The following is a 16850-nucleotide window of genomic DNA, read 5'->3' on the forward strand; positions in this document are numbered from 1 at the left end:
CCCCGCGCGCCCGAAGGGCTCAGGCGCGCCGCCGCGCGGCCCGGACCAGGACAAACCCGGCACACACCGGGGCCGCCCCGACACCGCCGACGGCCACCACGTTCGGGCCGGTCACGGCGAGCATCGGCCGCCGGTGATCCCGCGGTGCGCGGGCTCGGACTTCGTCCCGTTCGCCGAGCCGGGGCAGCCGGTCGTGTCCGGGGTCTCCGACGCGATGGCTGTGGCCGTTCCCGGCCGCGTACCGCGTGAACGCCCACTCGACACTCGTGATGTTCCCGTCGCGATCGACCGGCCCGGCCCCGATGAGCACGATGACGGTCCCCGTCACCGCGTACGTTCCGTCGCGCCCGGTCACCGTCTGCTACGAGTAGCCGTCACCGGCGTCGCGCCCGCGCATCCGGTCGACGAGCTGCCGCGTGAGGTCGGTCTTGGACTCGCCGGTGAGCTCCCCGGACGCGAAGACGGCGACCGGCTGCCCGGCTCCCCCGGCGTCGCGAATCCCGTCGCGGTCCCGGTCGTTCCAGGCCCGCCCGCGCACGGTGACGGCGGCCGCGGCCGCGTTGACGCCGCCCGGCGCGGCGGAGGTCGACGGCGCCGCCGCCATGGCCCGTGGCCGCCCGGCCGCGCCCGCCGAGGCCGAACCCGAAGGCGCGGGCGACGGCCAGGCGGACGCGGCCGGGACGTTCACGGACGCGGATGCAGAGGCTGAGGTGCCGGCATCGGCACGCGCGGCCGGACCACCTCGGCGTGGGCGCCGGGCGCGAACGCCACGACCCCGATCATGCCCCCAACGGCCGGCCCCACCAGCCGCCGAATGCCCGCCAAGCCGCGCAATACCATCCGAAGCCCCTGCACCCGCATCATCCGAACGGACCGCCAACGACGACCCAAAGAGACGATAAAAGCAAAATGCCCGATTTATCGGTACCGTGCGGTGCCTGGCGCTTCCGTGTCGCGCCCACCACCCTCGATCGGGTGACCGGCGCGTCGCCCGGACTGGCGGGTTCGAACCCGGGCGCGCGCCCTGGGCTGCGCTGATTCGCTCCTTCTCCGGCGGGGCCTACGTGCCGCTCTGGGCCAGCCCGGCCCGGGCGGCCGCGAGGTGTTCCTGGGCCACCGCCAGCGCCCGCTCGTCCCGCGGCTCAGCCCGCGTCAACGACTCGACCACGCGCTCGTGCCAGACGACGGCCCGCGCCGGCCGCCCCGCCTCGTCGAAAGCCTCGCCCACCTCGGCCATGTACCGCACGGTCTCCGGCGCGTCGGCCCCGTCCCGCGCGGCCAGCAGGACGAGCAGCCGCTCGTACACGTCATGCGCCGCGGCGTCGTCCCCGGCCGCGAGGTGGGCCTCGGCCAGATCGTCCAGCGCGTCCCCGGCCTCCTCCTCGCCGCCGGCCGCGTAGAGCGGAACCGCCCGCTCGGGGTGCCGGCCGCGAAGGTAGACCCGGGCCAGCGTGTCCCGGGCGGCCCGGGTCTGCGGCGCGTCGGCCCCGTGCCGGAACTCGTGCCATTGCAGCGCATACTCGTACTGCGCCGTGGCCGCCCCGAGCGTCCCCATCCGCTCGTAGAGATCGGCCAGCCGCTCGAGATTGACCAGCACGACAGGCGCCCCGGACCCGTGGAGGCGCTCAAGACTCTCGATGGCCCGGTGATACTGCCGCTGCGCCCCCACAAGACTCCGGAAGGCCCGCAGCGCACCGCGATGCAGCCCGGCGTATCGCACCGTGTCCCGCTCGTACACGTCGATCAGGGCAAACCGCAGCCCCAGCGTGTAGGGATGATCCGCCCCCGCGACCCGAACCGCGTCCGGAACGGCCCGCCGCAGCACCCGCCGCGCGGTGTGCACGTCACCGCCCCGGTCGTAGGCCTGCCCGAGCCGCAACCGCACGTACGCGCCAACCGCATGCCGGGCGCCAATCTCGCCGAGGAGCCCTTCCAGCACCTCAACGCCCTTCCCGCCCGGGTCGGCACCGGCCAGGGCGGCCCGGCTGAACACCAGATCGGGGTGCCCGGCGTCGAGCAGCCGCACCTGCGAGTCGAGAATCCCGCGAAGGTGCCCGGCCGCCCGATCCCGGCACCCGTCGATCTCGGCGAGCAGATCGGCCAGCCGCGCCCGCCGAGCCAGCACCGCGGCGCCACCGTCGAGCCCGGCCGCACCGACGAGCGCCGAGTCCAGCCGCGGCCCGAGCCGCTTCCGCTCATCATCGGTGCCCGCGGCCCAGGCCGCCTCCAGCCCCTCCGCCACCCGGGCGAATTCGTCCACAATCGGAGGCTACCCCCGCCCCCGCCCCTCGGAGCCGCACCACTGCACGGCTGGACCACCGCACACCCCGACTCCCCCACCCGGGACCTGCGCACCCGAACGCCGGCGTCCCTCGGCCCGCACGCCCGAACGCCCCACCCTCGCACCCCCGGCTCGACCAAGACCCGTTGAGAAGATCCCGCCGTCGTCGGCCCCGTCCGGCCCGACCCCGCTGTCCGTCCCCGACACCGTCGGTGCGCCGCGGATGTGACCGTGGAACTGGCCGGCCCACCGACTCCACCGGACCCCACCGCCGACCCCGTCAGACCCGCCCCCAACTCCACCGGACCCCGCCGCCGACCCCGTCAGACCCGCCGCCGACTCCACCGGACCCGCCGCCGACCCCGTCAGACCTCGCCGCGCGGATTCCGTCAGGTCCGGCGGCGCGGCGGCCTGGGTGAGGGGCGATGTGGACCCGGTCGTGGGGGCCGGGGGCGGCGGTGGCATGGTGTGGGCCATGGCGCTGTTCACGGTGACCGAGGCCCGCGCGGAACTGGCTCGGATTCGACCGACGCTCGACCGGCTCGTCGCGGTGCGCGCCGATGCCGCCGAGCTGGCCGCGGCGCTCAGCCCGGGCGGGCGGCCGACGGACCTGGGCGGGATGCCCGAACTCAAGGCGGCCGAGGCGTTGCTGGACGAGCTGATCACGGCGGTACAGGAGACCGGCGCGCACCTCAAGGGTCTGGCGCCGCTGCTGCTGGACTTTCCGGCCCGGCTCGACGGGGACGACGTCCTGCTGTGCTGGTTGGAGGGCGATCGGGAGCTCGACTGGTATCACCGCGTCGACCTCGGCTTCGCCGGGCGCCGGCGGCTCCCGTCCTAACCCCCAGGTAGCAAACCACCTCACCCCACCCAGACCGCGAACTCCCTCGCCCTCGCCCTCGGCCGCGCCGCAGGCGTCGAGGAGGCCGAGGCTCATCAGGCCGGACGATGACCGCGTCGCGGGCGGCGACCGTTTGGCGGGCGGGCACCTGCACGGCGGGCGACCTCGGGTCCGGCGTTCCGCTTTCCAGACCGTACCATCCTCCGAAAAATCGCGTCACGCTCCGCGACCAGTGCTAACCCGCTGTAATTCCGTCGATCACCATGTCCAAGCCTCGCTCCACTGCGGCTTGTTGCATCTCCGGGGACAGGTGGCGCATCGGGCCGTCGAGGATCAGCTCCGCCAGGCCGTGGACGGTTGCCCAGGCCGCCAGTTCCAGGAACGGGCGGCGCCGCGGGGACAGTACGCCCGACTCCACCAGGTCGTCCAGGGTCGCGATCACCATTTTGAACGGGGCCGTCTGCAGGGGGTCGATGCCGTGGCGGCCCGTCATCGGCTCGCTGTGGTGGAAGGCGGTGCGGAACAGGCCCGGCTTCTCCAGGGCGAAGCCGATGTAACCGGCGCCCAGCGCGCGCATCCGGGCGCGCAGCTGGGTGACCGTGTCGCCGGTCGTGGGGACGCGAGCCAGCTCCTGCTCCATCCGCTGCGCCAGCTCGGCCAGGGCGCAGTCCTTCACCGCGTGCATCAGGTCGCCGCGGGAGCTGAAGTGCCGATACGCGGCAGTGGCGGAGACGCCGATCTGGCGGGCCGCCTCGCGCAGCACCACGGCGTCCGGGCCGCCCGCACGGGCGAGCTCCAGCGCCGCGCCGGTCAGGGCGTTGGCGAGGTCGCCGTGATGGTACGAATGGCGGCTGATCTTGCTGGAAGGCACGTTCCCATCCTGCCGGATGTTGACAGCGTTAACACTATATGGTCCGATGTTGACACCGTTAAGTTTACGCCGTCAACATCCCGTAGGGGGACCTGGTGTTGTACCGGTACGGCTCATTCATCCAGCGGCACGCCCGAACTGTCCTGGTTGTCGCGTTACTGCTGCTCGTCGTCGCTGGAATCGCCGGCGCGGGGGTGTTCGGGCGACTGCAAGGGGGCGGGTTCGACGACCCGGCGTCGGAGTCGTCGCGGGCACAGCGGCTCATCGACGAGCGCTTCGGCGACTCGTCCAACCTCGTCCTGCTGGCCCACGCGAACAGCGGCGACGTCGACGAGGCCAGGGCCGCCGGGCAAGAGCTCACAACCAGGCTCCAGCAGGAGCCGGGCGTGCGGGACGTGGTGTCGTACTGGAGCGCCGGCATCCCCGAGCTGCGCTCGTCCGACGGCACCGAGGCGCTGATCCTCGCGCACGTCGACGGCGACGAGACCGAGCGGCGCGAGCGGGCCGGGGCGCTGATCGAGCGCTACGCGCGGGAGCATGACGCGCTCAGCGTGCGGGCCGGCGGGGAGGCGGCCGTGAACGTCGACGTCAACGCCCAGGTCGCGCGCAGCCTCGCGATCGCGGAGGCCATCGCCGTGCCGCTGACGCTGCTGCTGCTCATCCTCGTCTTCGGCAGCGTGGTCTCGGCCCTGCTCCCGCTGGCCATCGGCGGCGTCGCGATCGTCGGCACCTTCGCCGAACTGTCCGCGCTGTCCGCCGTCACCGACGTGTCCGTGTTCGCCATCAACCTCACCACCGCGCTCGGGCTCGGCCTCGGCATCGACTACGCGCTGCTCATGGTGAGCCGCTACCGCGAGGAGCGGCATCGCGACGCCGAGCGGGCCCTCGCGCGAACGGTCGCGACGGCCGGGCGGACCATCCTCTTCGCCGCGGCGACGGTGGCCACCGCGCTCACGGCGCTGCTCGTCTTCCCGCTGTACTTCCTGCGCTCCTTCGCCTACGCCGGCATCGGCGTCGTCGTCATCGCCGCATTCGGTGCCCTGGTGGTGGCGCCCGCGCTGCTGGCGGTCCTCGGGCATCGGGTCGAGGCCGGACGCCTGCGCAAGAACACCGATCCGCGAGCCGACTCGCCGTTCTGGGGCCGGCTCGCGGGTGCGGTCATGCGCCGCCCGGCCCTGGCGGCACTGCCGGTCGTCGCGGGCCTGCTGCTCGCCGCCAGCCCGCTGGCGGGGGTCAACTTCGGCACCCCGGACGAGGGCGTGCTGCGCCCGGGCAGCGACGGCCGGCTGGTCGCCGACCGGCTCGCCACCGGGTTCCCGAGCAACCAGCCGGCCGGCGTCGACGTGGTGCTGGACGGGGCCGTGCCGAGGGACGCGCTCACCACCTACTCGACGGCGCTGTCCAGGTTGGACAACGCGGCCCGGGTGACGAGCAGTGCGGGGACGTTCGCGGGCGGTATCAGGGTGAGCGAGGGCAACCCGGCGCTGAGCCGGCCCGACGGGGAGCGGCTGGTGCTCGCGAGCAGACTGGCCGCCAAGTCGGACGCGGCCCAGGCGCTGGTGCGCGCGGCCCGGGACGTGCCCGCCCCGGTCACCGCGTACGTCGGCGGCACCGACGCCCGGCTCATCGACACCACGCACGCGATCAGCACCCGGCTGCCGCTGGGCATCGCGATCGTCGTGCTGGCCACCTTCGCGCTGCTGTTCCTGTTCACCGGCAGCGTGATCCAGCCGCTGCGGGCGCTGGTGCTCAACGTGCTCGGGCTGTCGGCGACGATGGGCGTGCTCACCTGGATCTTCCAGGACGGCCACCTCGCCTCCTGGCTGCGGTTCACGCCCCGGCCGATGGACACCGCGATGACGGTGCTGATGTTCTGCATCGTCTTCGGCCTGTCGATGGACTACGAGGTGTTCCTCATCGGCCGCATCGCCGAGCTGCACGGGCGCGGGGTGCCGACCGAGGAGGCGGTGCGGACCGGACTGGCGCGCACCGGGCGGCTCGTGTCGGCCGCGGCGGCGCTGCTGGCGGTGAGCTTCTTCGCCTTCGGCACCAGCACCGTGAGCTTCCTGCAGATGTTCGGCATCGGCTGCGGGCTGGCGATCATCGTGGACGCGACGCTGATCCGCGGCGTCCTGGTCCCGGCGATCGTGCGGGCGCTGGGCCGGCTCAACTGGTACTCCCCCGGGCCGCTGCGCACGCTCCACGCGAAGGTGGCGTTGAGCGAGGCGTAGAGGCACGATATGAAGGCATGACGGAGATTTCCGCGGCGCCGCTCGATCCGGCCGGGATCGAGCCGGCGCTGCGACCGTTCGGCTCCTCACGGACCCTGCCCGCCCAGGCGTACACCGACCCGGCCGTCCTGGCCTGGGAGCGGCGCCACCTCTTCGCGGGCGCCTGGACGTGCCTCGGCCGGCTCGACGAGCTGTCGGAGGGCTGCACTCAGCGGGCGGTGAGCGCCGGGGACGTCGGCGTGCTGCTCACCTTCGAGGGTGACAACGCCCGGGCGTTCGCAAACGTCTGCCGCCACCGCGGGCACGAGCTGCTCGCCGAGGGCGACAGCGCGGACCGGCCGGCGGCGGTGTGCCCGTACCACGGCTGGGCGTTCCGCCTCGACGGCTCGCTGGCGAGCGCCCCGCACATGGCCGGCACGGCCGCGTTCGACCCGGCGGAGCTGGGCCTCGTCGAGCTGCCGGTGGCCGTCTGGCACGGCTGGCTGCTGGTGAACGCGGCCGCGAAGGCACCACCTGTGGCCGCGTACACCGGGGCGCTTTCCGGTCTGCTCATGCCGTACGACATCCAGGGCCTGAAAGCCGGCGCCCGGCACACCTATGTGGTCGAGGCCAACTGGAAGGCGATCGTCGAGAACTACCAGGAGTGCTACCACTGCCCGCTGATCCACCCCGAGCTGTGCCGCGTCTCCCCGCCGACCTCCGGCGACAACTGGACGCTGCCGGGCGCCTGGGTCGGCGGCACCATGGACCTGCGCGAGCACGCCGAGACCATGTCCTTCGACGGGCGCAGCGAGGGCGTGTTCATCGAGGGGGCGCCGAGCCGCACGATCCTCTACGTCGCGCTCTTCCCCAACCTGCTGATCTCGGCCCACCCGGACTACGTGATGACGCACCGGCTCACGCCGCTCGCCCCGGGCCGGACCGAGATCGAGTGCAGCTGGTTGTTCCCCGCGGGCGTCACCGAGACCGCCTACGCGGTCGGCTTCTGGGACCTCACCAACCGCCAGGACTGGGCCGCGTGCGAGTCGGTGCAGCGCGGCCTGACCTCGCCGCATTACGTGCCGGGGCCGCTGGCGGACAACGAGGACGCGGTGTACCAGTGGATCGCCCTCGTCGCCGCCAGCTACCTCGACCCGGCCGGCGCGATCGCCGCTCAGTGCTCGTGGAACACGCAGCCGGCGAGCGCGCCGGAGGTGTAGCCGATCGCGCCCGCGGAAAGGTCGGCCGAGGCGCGCACGAACGTGCCCGCGTAGCCGCGGGTGGTCAGGAACGCGCCCCACGTGGCCACCCACGGCCGCAGGGTGCCGTCCGGCTCCGGCATCAGCTCCGGTTCGGGCACGACCCGGCGCTGCAGCACGTACGGGCCACCCTCGGCGCGGCACAGCTCGCGGTCCCATTCGTCCGAAGTGGACCGCCACCCGGCGACGAAGCCGGCGCCGGCGTGCAGCATGGTCGCCTTGAGCACCAGCCGCTCCCGGTTCGACCGGGCGTAGGCGAGCAGGTCGGCGCGCTCGCCGTCGACGGTGACCGGGCCCGGCCGCAGCATCCGCGTCCACGGCAGCACCCGGTCGATGACCTCCAGCTCGGCCGGGTCGAACGAGTCGCGGTTGCGTTCGTCGGAGAGCAGGGCCAGGGCGGCCTTGCTGCCGTACAGCTCCGAGGCGATCGGGGTGAACATCGCCACCTCGCCGCGGGCCGCCGCGTCCAGCAACGGGTTCAGCAGCGCCGGGCCGTCGGGGCGCAGCAGGTCCTCGAGCAGGAACAGGCGGTACACCACGTCGATGCGGCGGCCGTCGACGAACACGCCGCCGTCGCGGCAGCGCACCTGGCCCGCGTGGCAGGCCAGCGCGTCGATGCCGTAGCGGCCCATCCGCTCGGCGTTGGCGCGCAGCACCGTCTCGAGCTGCGGGAAGCTCTCCGGCCAGTCGACGATCGCCACCACCGGCCGCCCGTCGGCGATGCCGGTCTCCTCGCGCAGCGTCCGGCACAGTGCCGCCATCGTGTCGATGTGTTCGAGGCCGTGTCCGGCGGCGAACTCGGCGAAGTGCGGGCTGCTCAGGTAGGCGGTGTTGAGCCCGGCGTTCTCCAGCCCGCCGACGGCGCCGCTGACGTTGAGCTCCAGCAGCTTGAAGCCCTCGGCGTCGGTGTACAGGTCCGCCCGCGACAGCCTGGTCACCTGCCCCTTCGCTGTCCGGGCCGCGTCGGTCTGCGGGCCCTGCGCTCCGGCGGCGGCCGCGAACGCGCCCGCGTCGCCGCCGAAGAGCCGGTCCGGCAGGCTCGCCAGGGCCGCGTGCAGGCACCGCAGGTCGGCGTCGAGGCGCTCCCGCTCGGCCCGGCTCAGCAGCAGCGGCCGGGACAGGTGGCCGTGTTCGTAGTAGGCGTCGTTGAGCCCGCAGGCGCGCACCGCCTTGGCCAGCTCGTCGGCCGGCATCCGCCCGGCGGCGACCGCGGCCAGGTACGCCTCGGTGACGGCGTTGCGGCTCATGAACGTACCTTCTCGATCTCGATGCGGCCCTCGATGGCCTTGATGTGGGAGTAGTCGGCCTCGATCTGGGCCGGGTCGGGACCGGCGAGGATGACCCACGCGAGGTAGGTGACGAGGTCGTCGCTGGCCGGGACCAGGTCGCCGGTGCCGTACGGGAAGTGTTTGTCCACAAAGGTCGGCAGCGCGTCGACGCCGTCGAAGATGTCGCCGTTGCGCCAGATCCCGGCCGCCGGCGAGGAGATGAAGACCGCCGAGAGGTGCTGCCCGAGGGTGTAGGACGCCTTGAACTCCCCCCGTAGCCGGTGCGCGACCGTCCGGGCGATCTGACTGTCCCCTGTGGACATCCGGGTGATCATCTGGTGGCCGCCGCCGGCCGGGCGGGCCGCCGTCTCCATCAGCCGCGGCCCGTGCTTGGTGAGCATGACCTCGCTGTGGCCGCAGCCGTTGCGGATGCCCAGCGCGTCGAGGACGGCGAAGACGTACGGGCGGATCTCGGCCACGTCCGGGTCGTCCGGCGGCAGGAACTGGACCCGCTCGTAGATGCCGATCCGGTCGTCGCGGCGGCTCTTCGCGTATCGGCACACGTCCACCAGCCCGTGCCGGCCGTCGACGGAGTAGGTGTCGACGAGGTACTCGGTGCCCTCGGCGAACTCCTGCACCAGCACGGCCTCGTTGCGAATCCCGGTATAGTTGATCTTGCCGAGGATGGCGTCGAAGACCGGGTGCCAGTCCTGGCCGGGCCGGATCAGGTGCACGTCGTCGGTGGCCCCGGACTTCGGCGGCTTCACCACGAACCGCTCCCCCGAAAGCCCCTGCTCGGCGATCCACGCGTCGAGCTCGTCGCGGTCGGCCGAGCAGCGCTGACGCAGGTGCGCCAGCCCGGCCCGGGCGAGGGCCCGGGCCATGTGCCACTTGTCGCGGCGCTCCAGTGTGGACGCCGGGTCGTTGCCGGTGCCCGGGCACAGGATCGCCGTCAGCGCGTCGCACAGCTCCACGCCCATCTCCGAGCCGGCGACCAGCCACTGTGGACCGTACCGGCGCAGCTCCTCCGCCAGCTCGGCGACGCCGCGGTCGCCGAGCACGTGGACGGCCGCGAAGTTCTCCGGGTGCCAGGTGTCGTGCACCGCGTCGACCGCGTCGGGCGCCACCATCACCGCGACGGGTTCGAGCCCCTCGGCGCGGAAGGCGCCCGCGTACTCGTGGCCCGTCGAGACCGGCTCGACGATGACCGCGTACTGCTTGTCCTCCATCGCTTCGACGTCCTTCCTACGACTCGTGGGCGGCGCCGGCGTGGCGCATCCCGGTCCAGGCGGCGGCCAGCCCGGCCAGGCTGACCAGGCCGAAGACCCACCAGACCGGCGGGCCGAGCGCGAGCCACAGCGCGACGCCGCAGACCGGGCCGAGGACGGCGCCCAGGCCGTACATGGCCTGCGCGGCGCCCTGGTAGCGGGCCAGCAGCTCCTCGGGCGCGGCGAGCGCCGGATAGGCGAACATGGTCGGGCCGCCGATCAGCTCGGCCAGGGACCACACGACAGTGCCGGCGACGAAGGCGGCCAGGCCCCATTGGAAGCCGTACAGCGAGTGCCCCAGCCCCAGCAGCGCGAACCCGGCCACGGCCACCCAGCGCGGCGGCCGGCGCTGGGTCACCTTGGTCATGAGCAGCTCGAAGGCGACCACCATGAACCCGTTGAGCGACAGCATCGCCGCGTACCAGCCGGTCGCCAGGCCCTCGGCGCGCATCGCCAGCGGCAGCACGGCGACGTACTGCACGTAGACGAAGACGTTGAGGAACATGGCGAGCAGGAACAGCACGTAGCGCCGGTCGCGCAGCAGCGCCCCGTAGCCGCCGCGCGGCCCGGCCTCGGCCTGCTCCTTCGCGCCGCGGGGGAACAGGAAGATCGCGAGGGCCGCGAACGCCGCCGTGGAGGCCGCCTCGACCCAGAACAGCAGGTCGTAGGAGACCGCGACGAGGACCGCGCCGAGCAGGGGCGCGGTGGTGGCGCCGATGTTCTGCACGAGGCGGTACAGCGCGAAGATCATCACGCGGCGATGCTTGGCCGTGTGCGTGGCGAGCATCGCCGCGGCCGCCGGGCGGAACAGCTGCGTGGTGGCGCCGACGAGCGCGACGACGACGAGCACGGCGGCGTACTGGTGCAGGTACAGCACCGTCGGCAGCAGCACCGCGGACCCGGCCATGCTCAGCAGCGTGGTCGGGCGCGGCCCGATCCGGTCGCCGAGCGAGCCGCCGGTCAGCAGGCCCGCGATGAGCCCGGCGCCGTACACGCCGAGGGCCCAGCCGGCCTGCGCCGAGGTGAAGCCGCGGGCGGTGAGGAACAGCACGAGGTACGCCTGGAAGAACGTCCCCAGCTGGTTGACCAGCACGCCGGCGAGCAGCGCCCGGACCGGCGCCGGCGTCGCCCGCAGCGTGGCCAGGACGCCGGCATCGCCCCGCTGTTGCCGCTCGTGTTCCTGCAGCACCTCGGTCACGACGTCACCCGCAGGGCACCCGAGGCCGCGTCGAGTGCGGCCGACACCTGCGCCGCCGTGGGCGCGACCGCGGTGACGAACCCGAGCCGCTCGAACGTGGTGCCCTTCGGCGGCGGCGAGGCCACGGTTCCGGGCTTGGCGATCGCGACGGTCCGGTCGACGGCGTCCGGCAGCCCTTCGCGTTCGAAGCCGATGGTCTCGATGTGGGTGTCGTCGGCCGCGGCGTAGAGGAACCGCACCCCGGCGACGATGCTCCGGTCGCAGCCGACGCCGGGCGAGCGTCCACAGGCCACCGCGGCGGCGGCCAGGCCCGGGGCGACGCCGGTGGCGCGCCCGCCGATGTACGGGATCAGGTCGCCGCCGAGGCGCGCGTTGACCTCGATGACGACCGGCCCGGCGGCGGTGAGGCGCAGCTCGGTGTGCGTGACGCCGTCGCGGTAGCGCAGGGCGTCGTGGGTCCGCCGCAGCACCGTCAGCACCGCCTCGTCGCGCAGCAGCGGATCGGCGGCGTCGACGAGGTGCCCGAGCTCCTCGAAGAACGGCGGGTAGCCCAGCCGCTTGCGGGCCAGCACCATCGGCGTGACCCGCCCGCCGTGCACGACCGCGTCGACGCTGATCTCGGGCCCGTCGGCGTAGCTCTCCACGAGCACCGACACCTCGTAGGCGGGCGCGCCCGGCACCGTGGTGTCGCGGGCGAAGGCGAAGTGCGCCGCGACGTCCGCCGGCGCGTCGGCGCGCACGACACCGAGGCTCGCGGCCAGGGCGCGCGGCTTGAGCACGACCGGGTAGCCGATCCGGGCGGCCGCCGCCAGGGCCTGCTCGACCGAGGCCACGAGGACCGACTCGGGCTGCGGCACCCCGGCCGCGGCGAGTGCGGTGCGGGTCAGGTGCTTGTCGCGGCACGCGGCCACGGCCGCCGATCCCGGGCCCGGCAGGCCGAGGGCCTCGGCGAGCCGGGCCACGGGCAGCACGAACGCCTCGTCCCAGCACAGCACCCCGGCAACGTCGCCGAGGTCCTTGGCCGTGACCGTCATCGCGTCGACGTCGCTGAGATCCGGGGTGCGGGTCGAGCCGGACAGGTACGGCGCCTCCCACGTGGGCTCGCCGGGGCTGAGCAGGTGCAGGCGATACTGCGGCGCGATCTGCTCCAGCAGATAGCCGCGGTACTCCCGATGTCCGGTGCCGACCAGCAGCACCCGCGGCCGGCCCGTCATCCCCGCACCTCCTCGATCCGCGAGACGCCCACGGAACCGTCGGCGCGCCGCCAGCGCTCGGTGAGCCGCAGCCGGCCGTCGGCGAGCCGGTCGGGGGTGCTCACGCAGGTGCCGGCGACCACCGCCCCGTCGGCCATGACCTGGCAGTAGGCGGCGCTGATGACCCCGTCGGCGCCGCAGGTGCCGACCAGCCGGCCGGAGCGCACCGGGCCGCCGGAGAACTCGGCCCAGACCAGCGAGCCGTCCTGGTGGTAGTGCCCGACGGCCCCGTTCGGGCGCTCGGGCCGCACGATCAGTCCCTCGTAGGTACTCATGCGATCCACCGCACCGGGCAGAGGTCGTCGACGACGTTGAACACCGGCCGGCCGGCCATCGCGTTGATCACCGTCGCGGCGCGTACCGGCAGCAGGGTGAGGTTCGCGTCGGGGACGCCGTGGCTGTACCGGGCCCGGTTGAGCACGAAGATGCGGTGCCCGTTCATGCCCTTCCAGCGCAGCGAGTAGTCGGGCTCGATGAGCATGTCGCCGTCGTCGTCGTACTCGACCCGCTCGGCCAGGTCGTCGTCGAACGGCACCGGGCTCGCCTCGCGCCCGACCGCGACGACGATGTGCCGGGCCCGGTGCTCCTCGCGCCCGCCGGGGGTGTCGCAGCGCATGACGAGGTCCCCGCCGTCGGCCGCGACCGACACGACGTCGCGGCCCGGGTACAGCACCGCCGGGAACCGGTCCAGGTCCAGCATGCGGTCGTAGTTGGACTGGTACAGCACCCGCAGCGCGCCCGGCGTCAGCGCGTCGCCGGTCGGGCCCTGCTCGACCACGAGCCGGCGCCGGGTGCCGCGGGAGAGCTGCTGCAGGAACTGCTGGTGCGCCGGGCGGTAGAACTCGTTGGCGACCGGCGAGTCGTCGATGGTCTGGAACCACTGGCGCCGGCCGAGCCAGCGGATGTCGGTGAAGCCCGCGTTGATGAGCTTCAGCACGCACTCCAGGCCGGTCTGCCCGCCGCCGACGACGGCGATCGGGGCGGCGAGGTCGGCGCAGAGGCCGTCGATGCGCCGGCCGAGGTCGTCGGCGATGAACGCCGTGCCGGGCAGCCCTTCCATCCAGGCCGGGCGGGTGGCCCGGGTGCCGACGCCGATCGACACGTGCTCGGCGCGGGCGACCGGGCGGCCGCCGGCGTGCAGCAGGAACCCGTCGCCGGTGTAGCTGATCCGCTCGATCGTGGTGTCGTAGTGGATGCCCTCGATGCGGCGGGCGGCCCAGGTCAGGTAGCGCACGTACTCCAGCCGCGGGATCGTGTCGAACTGGGCGTTGAGCAGCGCGAACAGCCGGCCCGAGGTGACCAGGTAGTTCATGAACGTCAGCGGGTGGCGCGGGTCGACGAGCGAGACGAGGTCCTTCATCCACGACGTCTGCATCCGCACGCCCGGGCTCAGCAGCGCCGGGTGCCAGGCCGGGCCCGGCTGGCTGTCGAACAGCGCGATCGAAGCGGCTCCGCTGCCGAGGTTCGCCGCCGGGAACAGGGCGGCGAGGCTGAGGTTGGCCGGGCCGGCGCCGATGCCGGCCACTTGATAGGACGGCAGCGCATCAGGGGTGGGCACGCGATTCCTCCTGGGTGTGGTGGGGGTGGTCGGCCGGGGCACGGTCGTGCCGCACCTCGGCCAGGATCTGCTCGGCCGCCTTGGCGCTGGCCGCGAGCGCGGTCTTGGCCGCGCCGCCGGAGCCGCCCGTGAAGGCCCGGACCCGGCCACCGGTGCCGGGCACCTCCCGCAGGCGCAGCACCGGCGGGTCGGCGTAGCAGTCGGTGGCGTCGGCCCGCCGCACGGGCGGGCCGAGGCGCAGGCCCGGCAGGCGGCGGCGCAGCATGGCGGCGACGTCGGCCGGCGGGCGGGGTGGCGGGGCGCCCGGGGTGACGCCCCACTCCTCGGCGGCGACGCCGGCGAGGAGGTGGCCGTCGTCGAGCGGGATGCCGTACAGCGGGCCGTCGGAGAAGATCGGTGGCAGCGGGCCGCGGCAGCGGTGCACGGTGTACCGGATCGCCTTCACCCGCAGCCCGAGCGTGGGCAGCCCGGCCCGGGCGAGCAGCCCCGGCGTCCACGCCCCGGCGGCGTACACGAGCACGTCGGGCTCGCCGGCGAGCCGGGGCGCGACGCGGGCGGTGGCGCGATCGGCGAGGTCGGCGAGCACCGCGTCGCGCAGCGCGCCCGGGTCGATGCGCCCGCCGCCGTCGTCGAGCACCGCGGTGGTGCCGGGCGCGAGGTTGGCCCAGCCGAGCGCGGCCAGCTCCCGTTCGCCGATGCGGCGGGCGTCGAGCCCGGCCAGCGCCTCGTCCTCGGCCGTTCCGACGATCACCGTCGGCAGCGGCCGGAAGCCGGCCCAGCGCCGCAGGGTGGCGTCGGCGCGCAGCTCGGCCAGGCTGGCGCTGGCCAGCTCGCGCTGCTCGGCCAGCGGCTCGTAGCCGCGCACCGCGCCGCCGGACGCGGCAGTGGCGTCGCGCAGCCCCGCCGGGCCGGTGGCGAGCTCGACCTGCGCCCCGGCCCGCGCCAGCCGCCAGGCCAGCAGCGACCCGGCGATCCCGGCCCCGACGATGCCGACCCGCATCAGCGGCCGCCGGTGAGCACGGACCGTAAGGTCGCGGCGTCGTCGCTGCCCGCGGCGAGCAGGGCCAGCAGGGAGCGGGCGGCGAGCGGGGCGTCGAAGCCGGCGTAGCGCAGCGCGAGCTCGCCGCGCTGCCGCTCGGCCGCCAGCAGCTGCGGCGGCAGCGGGTCCGCGCTGGTGGCGCCGTCGAGCAGCGGCCGGACGTGGGCGGCGAACGCCTCGAAGGCCTCCCGGGTGAAGTCGCTGCCGACCCGGTCGGGCCGGTTGAACGCCAGGAACAGCCGCACGATCGCCGGGTCGGCCTCGGCGAGCAGCTCGTTGGCCCAGATGGCGTGGTTGCGGCTGGTGGAGAACTTGAACCCGTCGAGGGTGAAGAACCGGTTCACCACGCTCATCCCGGCGAGGCGGCCGAGGTCGACGCCGGCGGTGGCGAGCAGGGCCGGCCACATGATGCCGTAGAAGTACGCGTTGTCGATGCCGTAGAAGTTCCACATACCACGGACCCGCCGCCGCCACACGTCGGCGAACGCGGCCGGGTCCTCGGGCACGCCGGGGCGCAGGGCCTGGGCGACGCCGCGCACGAAGTTCAGGCAGACCTCGACGTACACGTCGACGCGCATTCCGGTCAGCGGGCCGGTCAGGGCCACGCCCCAGTCGGTCGGGTACGCCGCCGGGATCGCCGGCAGCGGGCGGCGCAGCGCGGTGTCGATCAGCGCGCGCACGTCGACGGGCAGCTCGGCGCGCAGCCACAGCGACTGCAGCGCCGCGCGGTGCGCCTGCAGGTCGAGCACCGGCACGGTCGCGGTGAACGGCACCGGGGTGCCGCCGCAGCGGGCGCAGCGGACCTCGACCATCGTCTGGGCGCAGGTGAAGCCGCCGCAGCCCTCGCAGCCGCCGCCGCAGGCCTCGTGGCCGCAGGCGCCGCAGAGGCCCTCGACGTAGGAGTGGTGCAGGGTCCGGGCGCAGCCGGCGCAGCGGTGCAGCTCCAGCTCCCGCAGCGGCAGCGTGCCCCGCTCCACCAGCCGGCCGACCATCGCGGCCATCGCCTCGGCGTAGCCGGGCGAGCGGGGGTCGACGAAGTGGTCGTAGGAGATGCGGGCCCGGCGGAACGCCTCCACGATGTCGTCGCGGTAGCCCTCGACCATCTTGTCCACGTCGACGCCGTCGAGCTCGGCCCGGGTCAGCACGTAGTTCTGGTGCACGTCGACGCCGGCCATGGCCAGCACGTGCTCGCCGCGGGCCCGGGCGGCGCGGGCGGCGAAGTCGGCGGCGAGGTACGGCCCGGAGAGGTGCCCGACGTGCAGCGGCCCGTTGGCGGTCGGCGGCGGGATCGACACGACGTCGACGAGCGGCTCCTGCTCAGCCATTGCCGGCCTCCTTCGCGAACCAGTAGGCGGAGAACACGACCAGGGGCTCGTCGGGGCGGCGGTTGTGCACGACGTGCCGCTCCTCGGTCTCCAGCAGGAACGCGTCGCCGGTGCGCACCTCCACCGGCGCCCGCCCGTCGACCTCGACCGCGCCGGCGCCCGCCACCACGATCGACAACTCCAGCTCCGGGTGCTGGTCGGCGGGGCTGCTGCCGCCCGCCGGCACCTGGTACCACATCGCGCGGAACGGCATCGCACCCACGCCCTCGTAGCCGTCCCACCGGAACACGTCCACGTCGCCGACGGGCTGGTTCGGCCCGCGGCCCAGTTGATACGTCCGCATGGCGGTCACTATCGGGCCCGGCCCCTGCGCACCGGTTGCGGCGCGATGCCGCGCCCGCTTGCGGTTCGCTTGCGGCCCCATTTATCAGGCTCGAATAATCCGTTACCGAACGACGTTGCGTTTCAGCGATAGTGTT

At 74.0% G+C, this 16850-nt stretch carries 16 protein-coding genes; 3 read left to right on the forward strand and 13 right to left on the reverse strand.

Annotated features, from left to right (window positions below; genetic code table 11):
• Positions 1-19: 19 nt before the first annotated feature.
• The 3 genes from ACQPY0_RS38810 to ACQPY0_RS38820 all read right to left on the reverse strand — a co-directional run bounded on the left by ACQPY0_RS38810 (position 20) and on the right by ACQPY0_RS38820 (position 2260).
• Positions 20-328 (reverse strand): hypothetical protein, encoded by a 309-nt coding sequence (locus tag ACQPY0_RS38810; RefSeq protein WP_432972569.1) that lies wholly within the window; start codon positions 326-328, stop codon positions 20-22.
• 33 nt (positions 329-361) lie between these two features.
• Entirely contained in the window at positions 362-688 is a 327-nt protein-coding gene (locus ACQPY0_RS38815) for a hypothetical protein (RefSeq protein WP_432972572.1), read from the reverse strand.
• Positions 689-1060: 372 nt separating this feature from the next.
• Entirely contained in the window at positions 1061-2260 is a 1200-nt protein-coding gene (locus ACQPY0_RS38820) for a hypothetical protein (protein ID WP_432972575.1), read from the reverse strand.
• 436 nt (positions 2261-2696) lie between these two features.
• Between ACQPY0_RS38820 and ACQPY0_RS38825 the strand changes: the two genes are divergently transcribed.
• Positions 2697-3122, forward strand: coding sequence for a DUF2203 domain-containing protein (locus tag ACQPY0_RS38825; protein ID WP_432972578.1), 426 nt, complete (start codon positions 2697-2699; stop codon positions 3120-3122).
• Positions 3123-3357: 235 nt separating this feature from the next.
• Here the strand turns inward: ACQPY0_RS38825 and ACQPY0_RS38830 are convergent, their stop codons facing one another.
• The gene (locus ACQPY0_RS38830; protein ID WP_432972581.1) at positions 3358-3993 is read right to left on the reverse strand and encodes a TetR/AcrR family transcriptional regulator; all 636 of its coding nucleotides are present in this window, start codon (positions 3991-3993) and stop codon (positions 3358-3360) included.
• A gap of 95 nt (positions 3994-4088) precedes the next feature.
• Between ACQPY0_RS38830 and ACQPY0_RS38835 the strand changes: the two genes are divergently transcribed.
• Entirely contained in the window at positions 4089-6224 is a 2136-nt protein-coding gene (locus ACQPY0_RS38835) for an MMPL family transporter (RefSeq protein WP_432972584.1), read from the forward strand.
• 17 nt (positions 6225-6241) lie between these two features.
• The gene (locus tag ACQPY0_RS38840) at positions 6242-7423 is read left to right on the forward strand and encodes an aromatic ring-hydroxylating oxygenase subunit alpha (RefSeq protein ID WP_432972587.1); all 1182 of its coding nucleotides are present in this window, start codon (positions 6242-6244) and stop codon (positions 7421-7423) included.
• Here the strand turns inward: ACQPY0_RS38840 and ACQPY0_RS38845 are convergent.
• The 9 genes from ACQPY0_RS38845 to ACQPY0_RS38885 are packed head-to-tail and all read right to left on the reverse strand — an operon-like array spanning position 7378 to position 16714.
• The gene (locus ACQPY0_RS38845) at positions 7378-8709 is read right to left on the reverse strand and encodes a hypothetical protein (RefSeq protein WP_432972590.1); all 1332 of its coding nucleotides are present in this window, start codon (positions 8707-8709) and stop codon (positions 7378-7380) included. The two genes, ACQPY0_RS38840 and ACQPY0_RS38845, sit on opposite strands and share 46 nt — an antisense overlap.
• On the reverse strand, positions 8706-9959 hold the full coding sequence (locus ACQPY0_RS38850) for an ATP-grasp domain-containing protein (protein ID WP_432972593.1): 1254 nt from the start codon (positions 9957-9959) through the stop codon (positions 8706-8708). Before ACQPY0_RS38850 ends, ACQPY0_RS38845 begins: the two co-directional genes overlap by 4 nt.
• A gap of 16 nt (positions 9960-9975) precedes the next feature.
• Positions 9976-11196 carry an MFS transporter gene (locus ACQPY0_RS38855; RefSeq protein WP_432972596.1) on the reverse strand — a complete coding sequence of 407 codons (1221 nt, stop codon included), beginning with the start codon at positions 11194-11196 and terminating at the stop codon, positions 9976-9978.
• The gene (locus ACQPY0_RS38860; RefSeq protein WP_432972599.1) at positions 11193-12410 is read right to left on the reverse strand and encodes an ATP-grasp domain-containing protein; all 1218 of its coding nucleotides are present in this window, start codon (positions 12408-12410) and stop codon (positions 11193-11195) included. The genes ACQPY0_RS38855 and ACQPY0_RS38860 overlap by 4 nt, the downstream gene beginning before the upstream one ends.
• Entirely contained in the window at positions 12407-12724 is a 318-nt protein-coding gene (locus ACQPY0_RS38865; RefSeq protein WP_432972602.1) for a hypothetical protein, read from the reverse strand. Before ACQPY0_RS38865 ends, ACQPY0_RS38860 begins: the two co-directional genes overlap by 4 nt.
• Positions 12721-14007, reverse strand: coding sequence for a SidA/IucD/PvdA family monooxygenase (locus ACQPY0_RS38870; protein WP_432972605.1), 1287 nt, complete (start codon positions 14005-14007; stop codon positions 12721-12723). Before ACQPY0_RS38870 ends, ACQPY0_RS38865 begins: the two co-directional genes overlap by 4 nt.
• On the reverse strand, positions 13994-15007 hold the full coding sequence (locus ACQPY0_RS38875) for an FAD-dependent oxidoreductase (protein ID WP_432972608.1): 1014 nt from the start codon (positions 15005-15007) through the stop codon (positions 13994-13996). Before ACQPY0_RS38875 ends, ACQPY0_RS38870 begins: the two co-directional genes overlap by 14 nt.
• Positions 15007-16371: a class I tRNA ligase family protein gene (locus ACQPY0_RS38880; RefSeq protein WP_432972611.1), complete on the reverse strand. Its 1365-nt coding sequence runs from the start codon at positions 16369-16371 to the stop codon at positions 15007-15009. The genes ACQPY0_RS38875 and ACQPY0_RS38880 overlap by 1 nt, the downstream gene beginning before the upstream one ends.
• A complete protein-coding gene (locus ACQPY0_RS38885) occupies positions 16364-16714 on the reverse strand; it encodes a cupin domain-containing protein (RefSeq protein ID WP_432972614.1) in 351 nt (116 codons plus the stop codon). Before ACQPY0_RS38885 ends, ACQPY0_RS38880 begins: the two co-directional genes overlap by 8 nt.
• Positions 16715-16850: the final 136 nt, after the last annotated feature.

It is taken from the genome of Dactylosporangium sp. CA-233914 (genome assembly GCF_050942935.1).
Taxonomy (GTDB): domain Bacteria; phylum Actinomycetota; class Actinomycetes; order Mycobacteriales; family Micromonosporaceae; genus Dactylosporangium.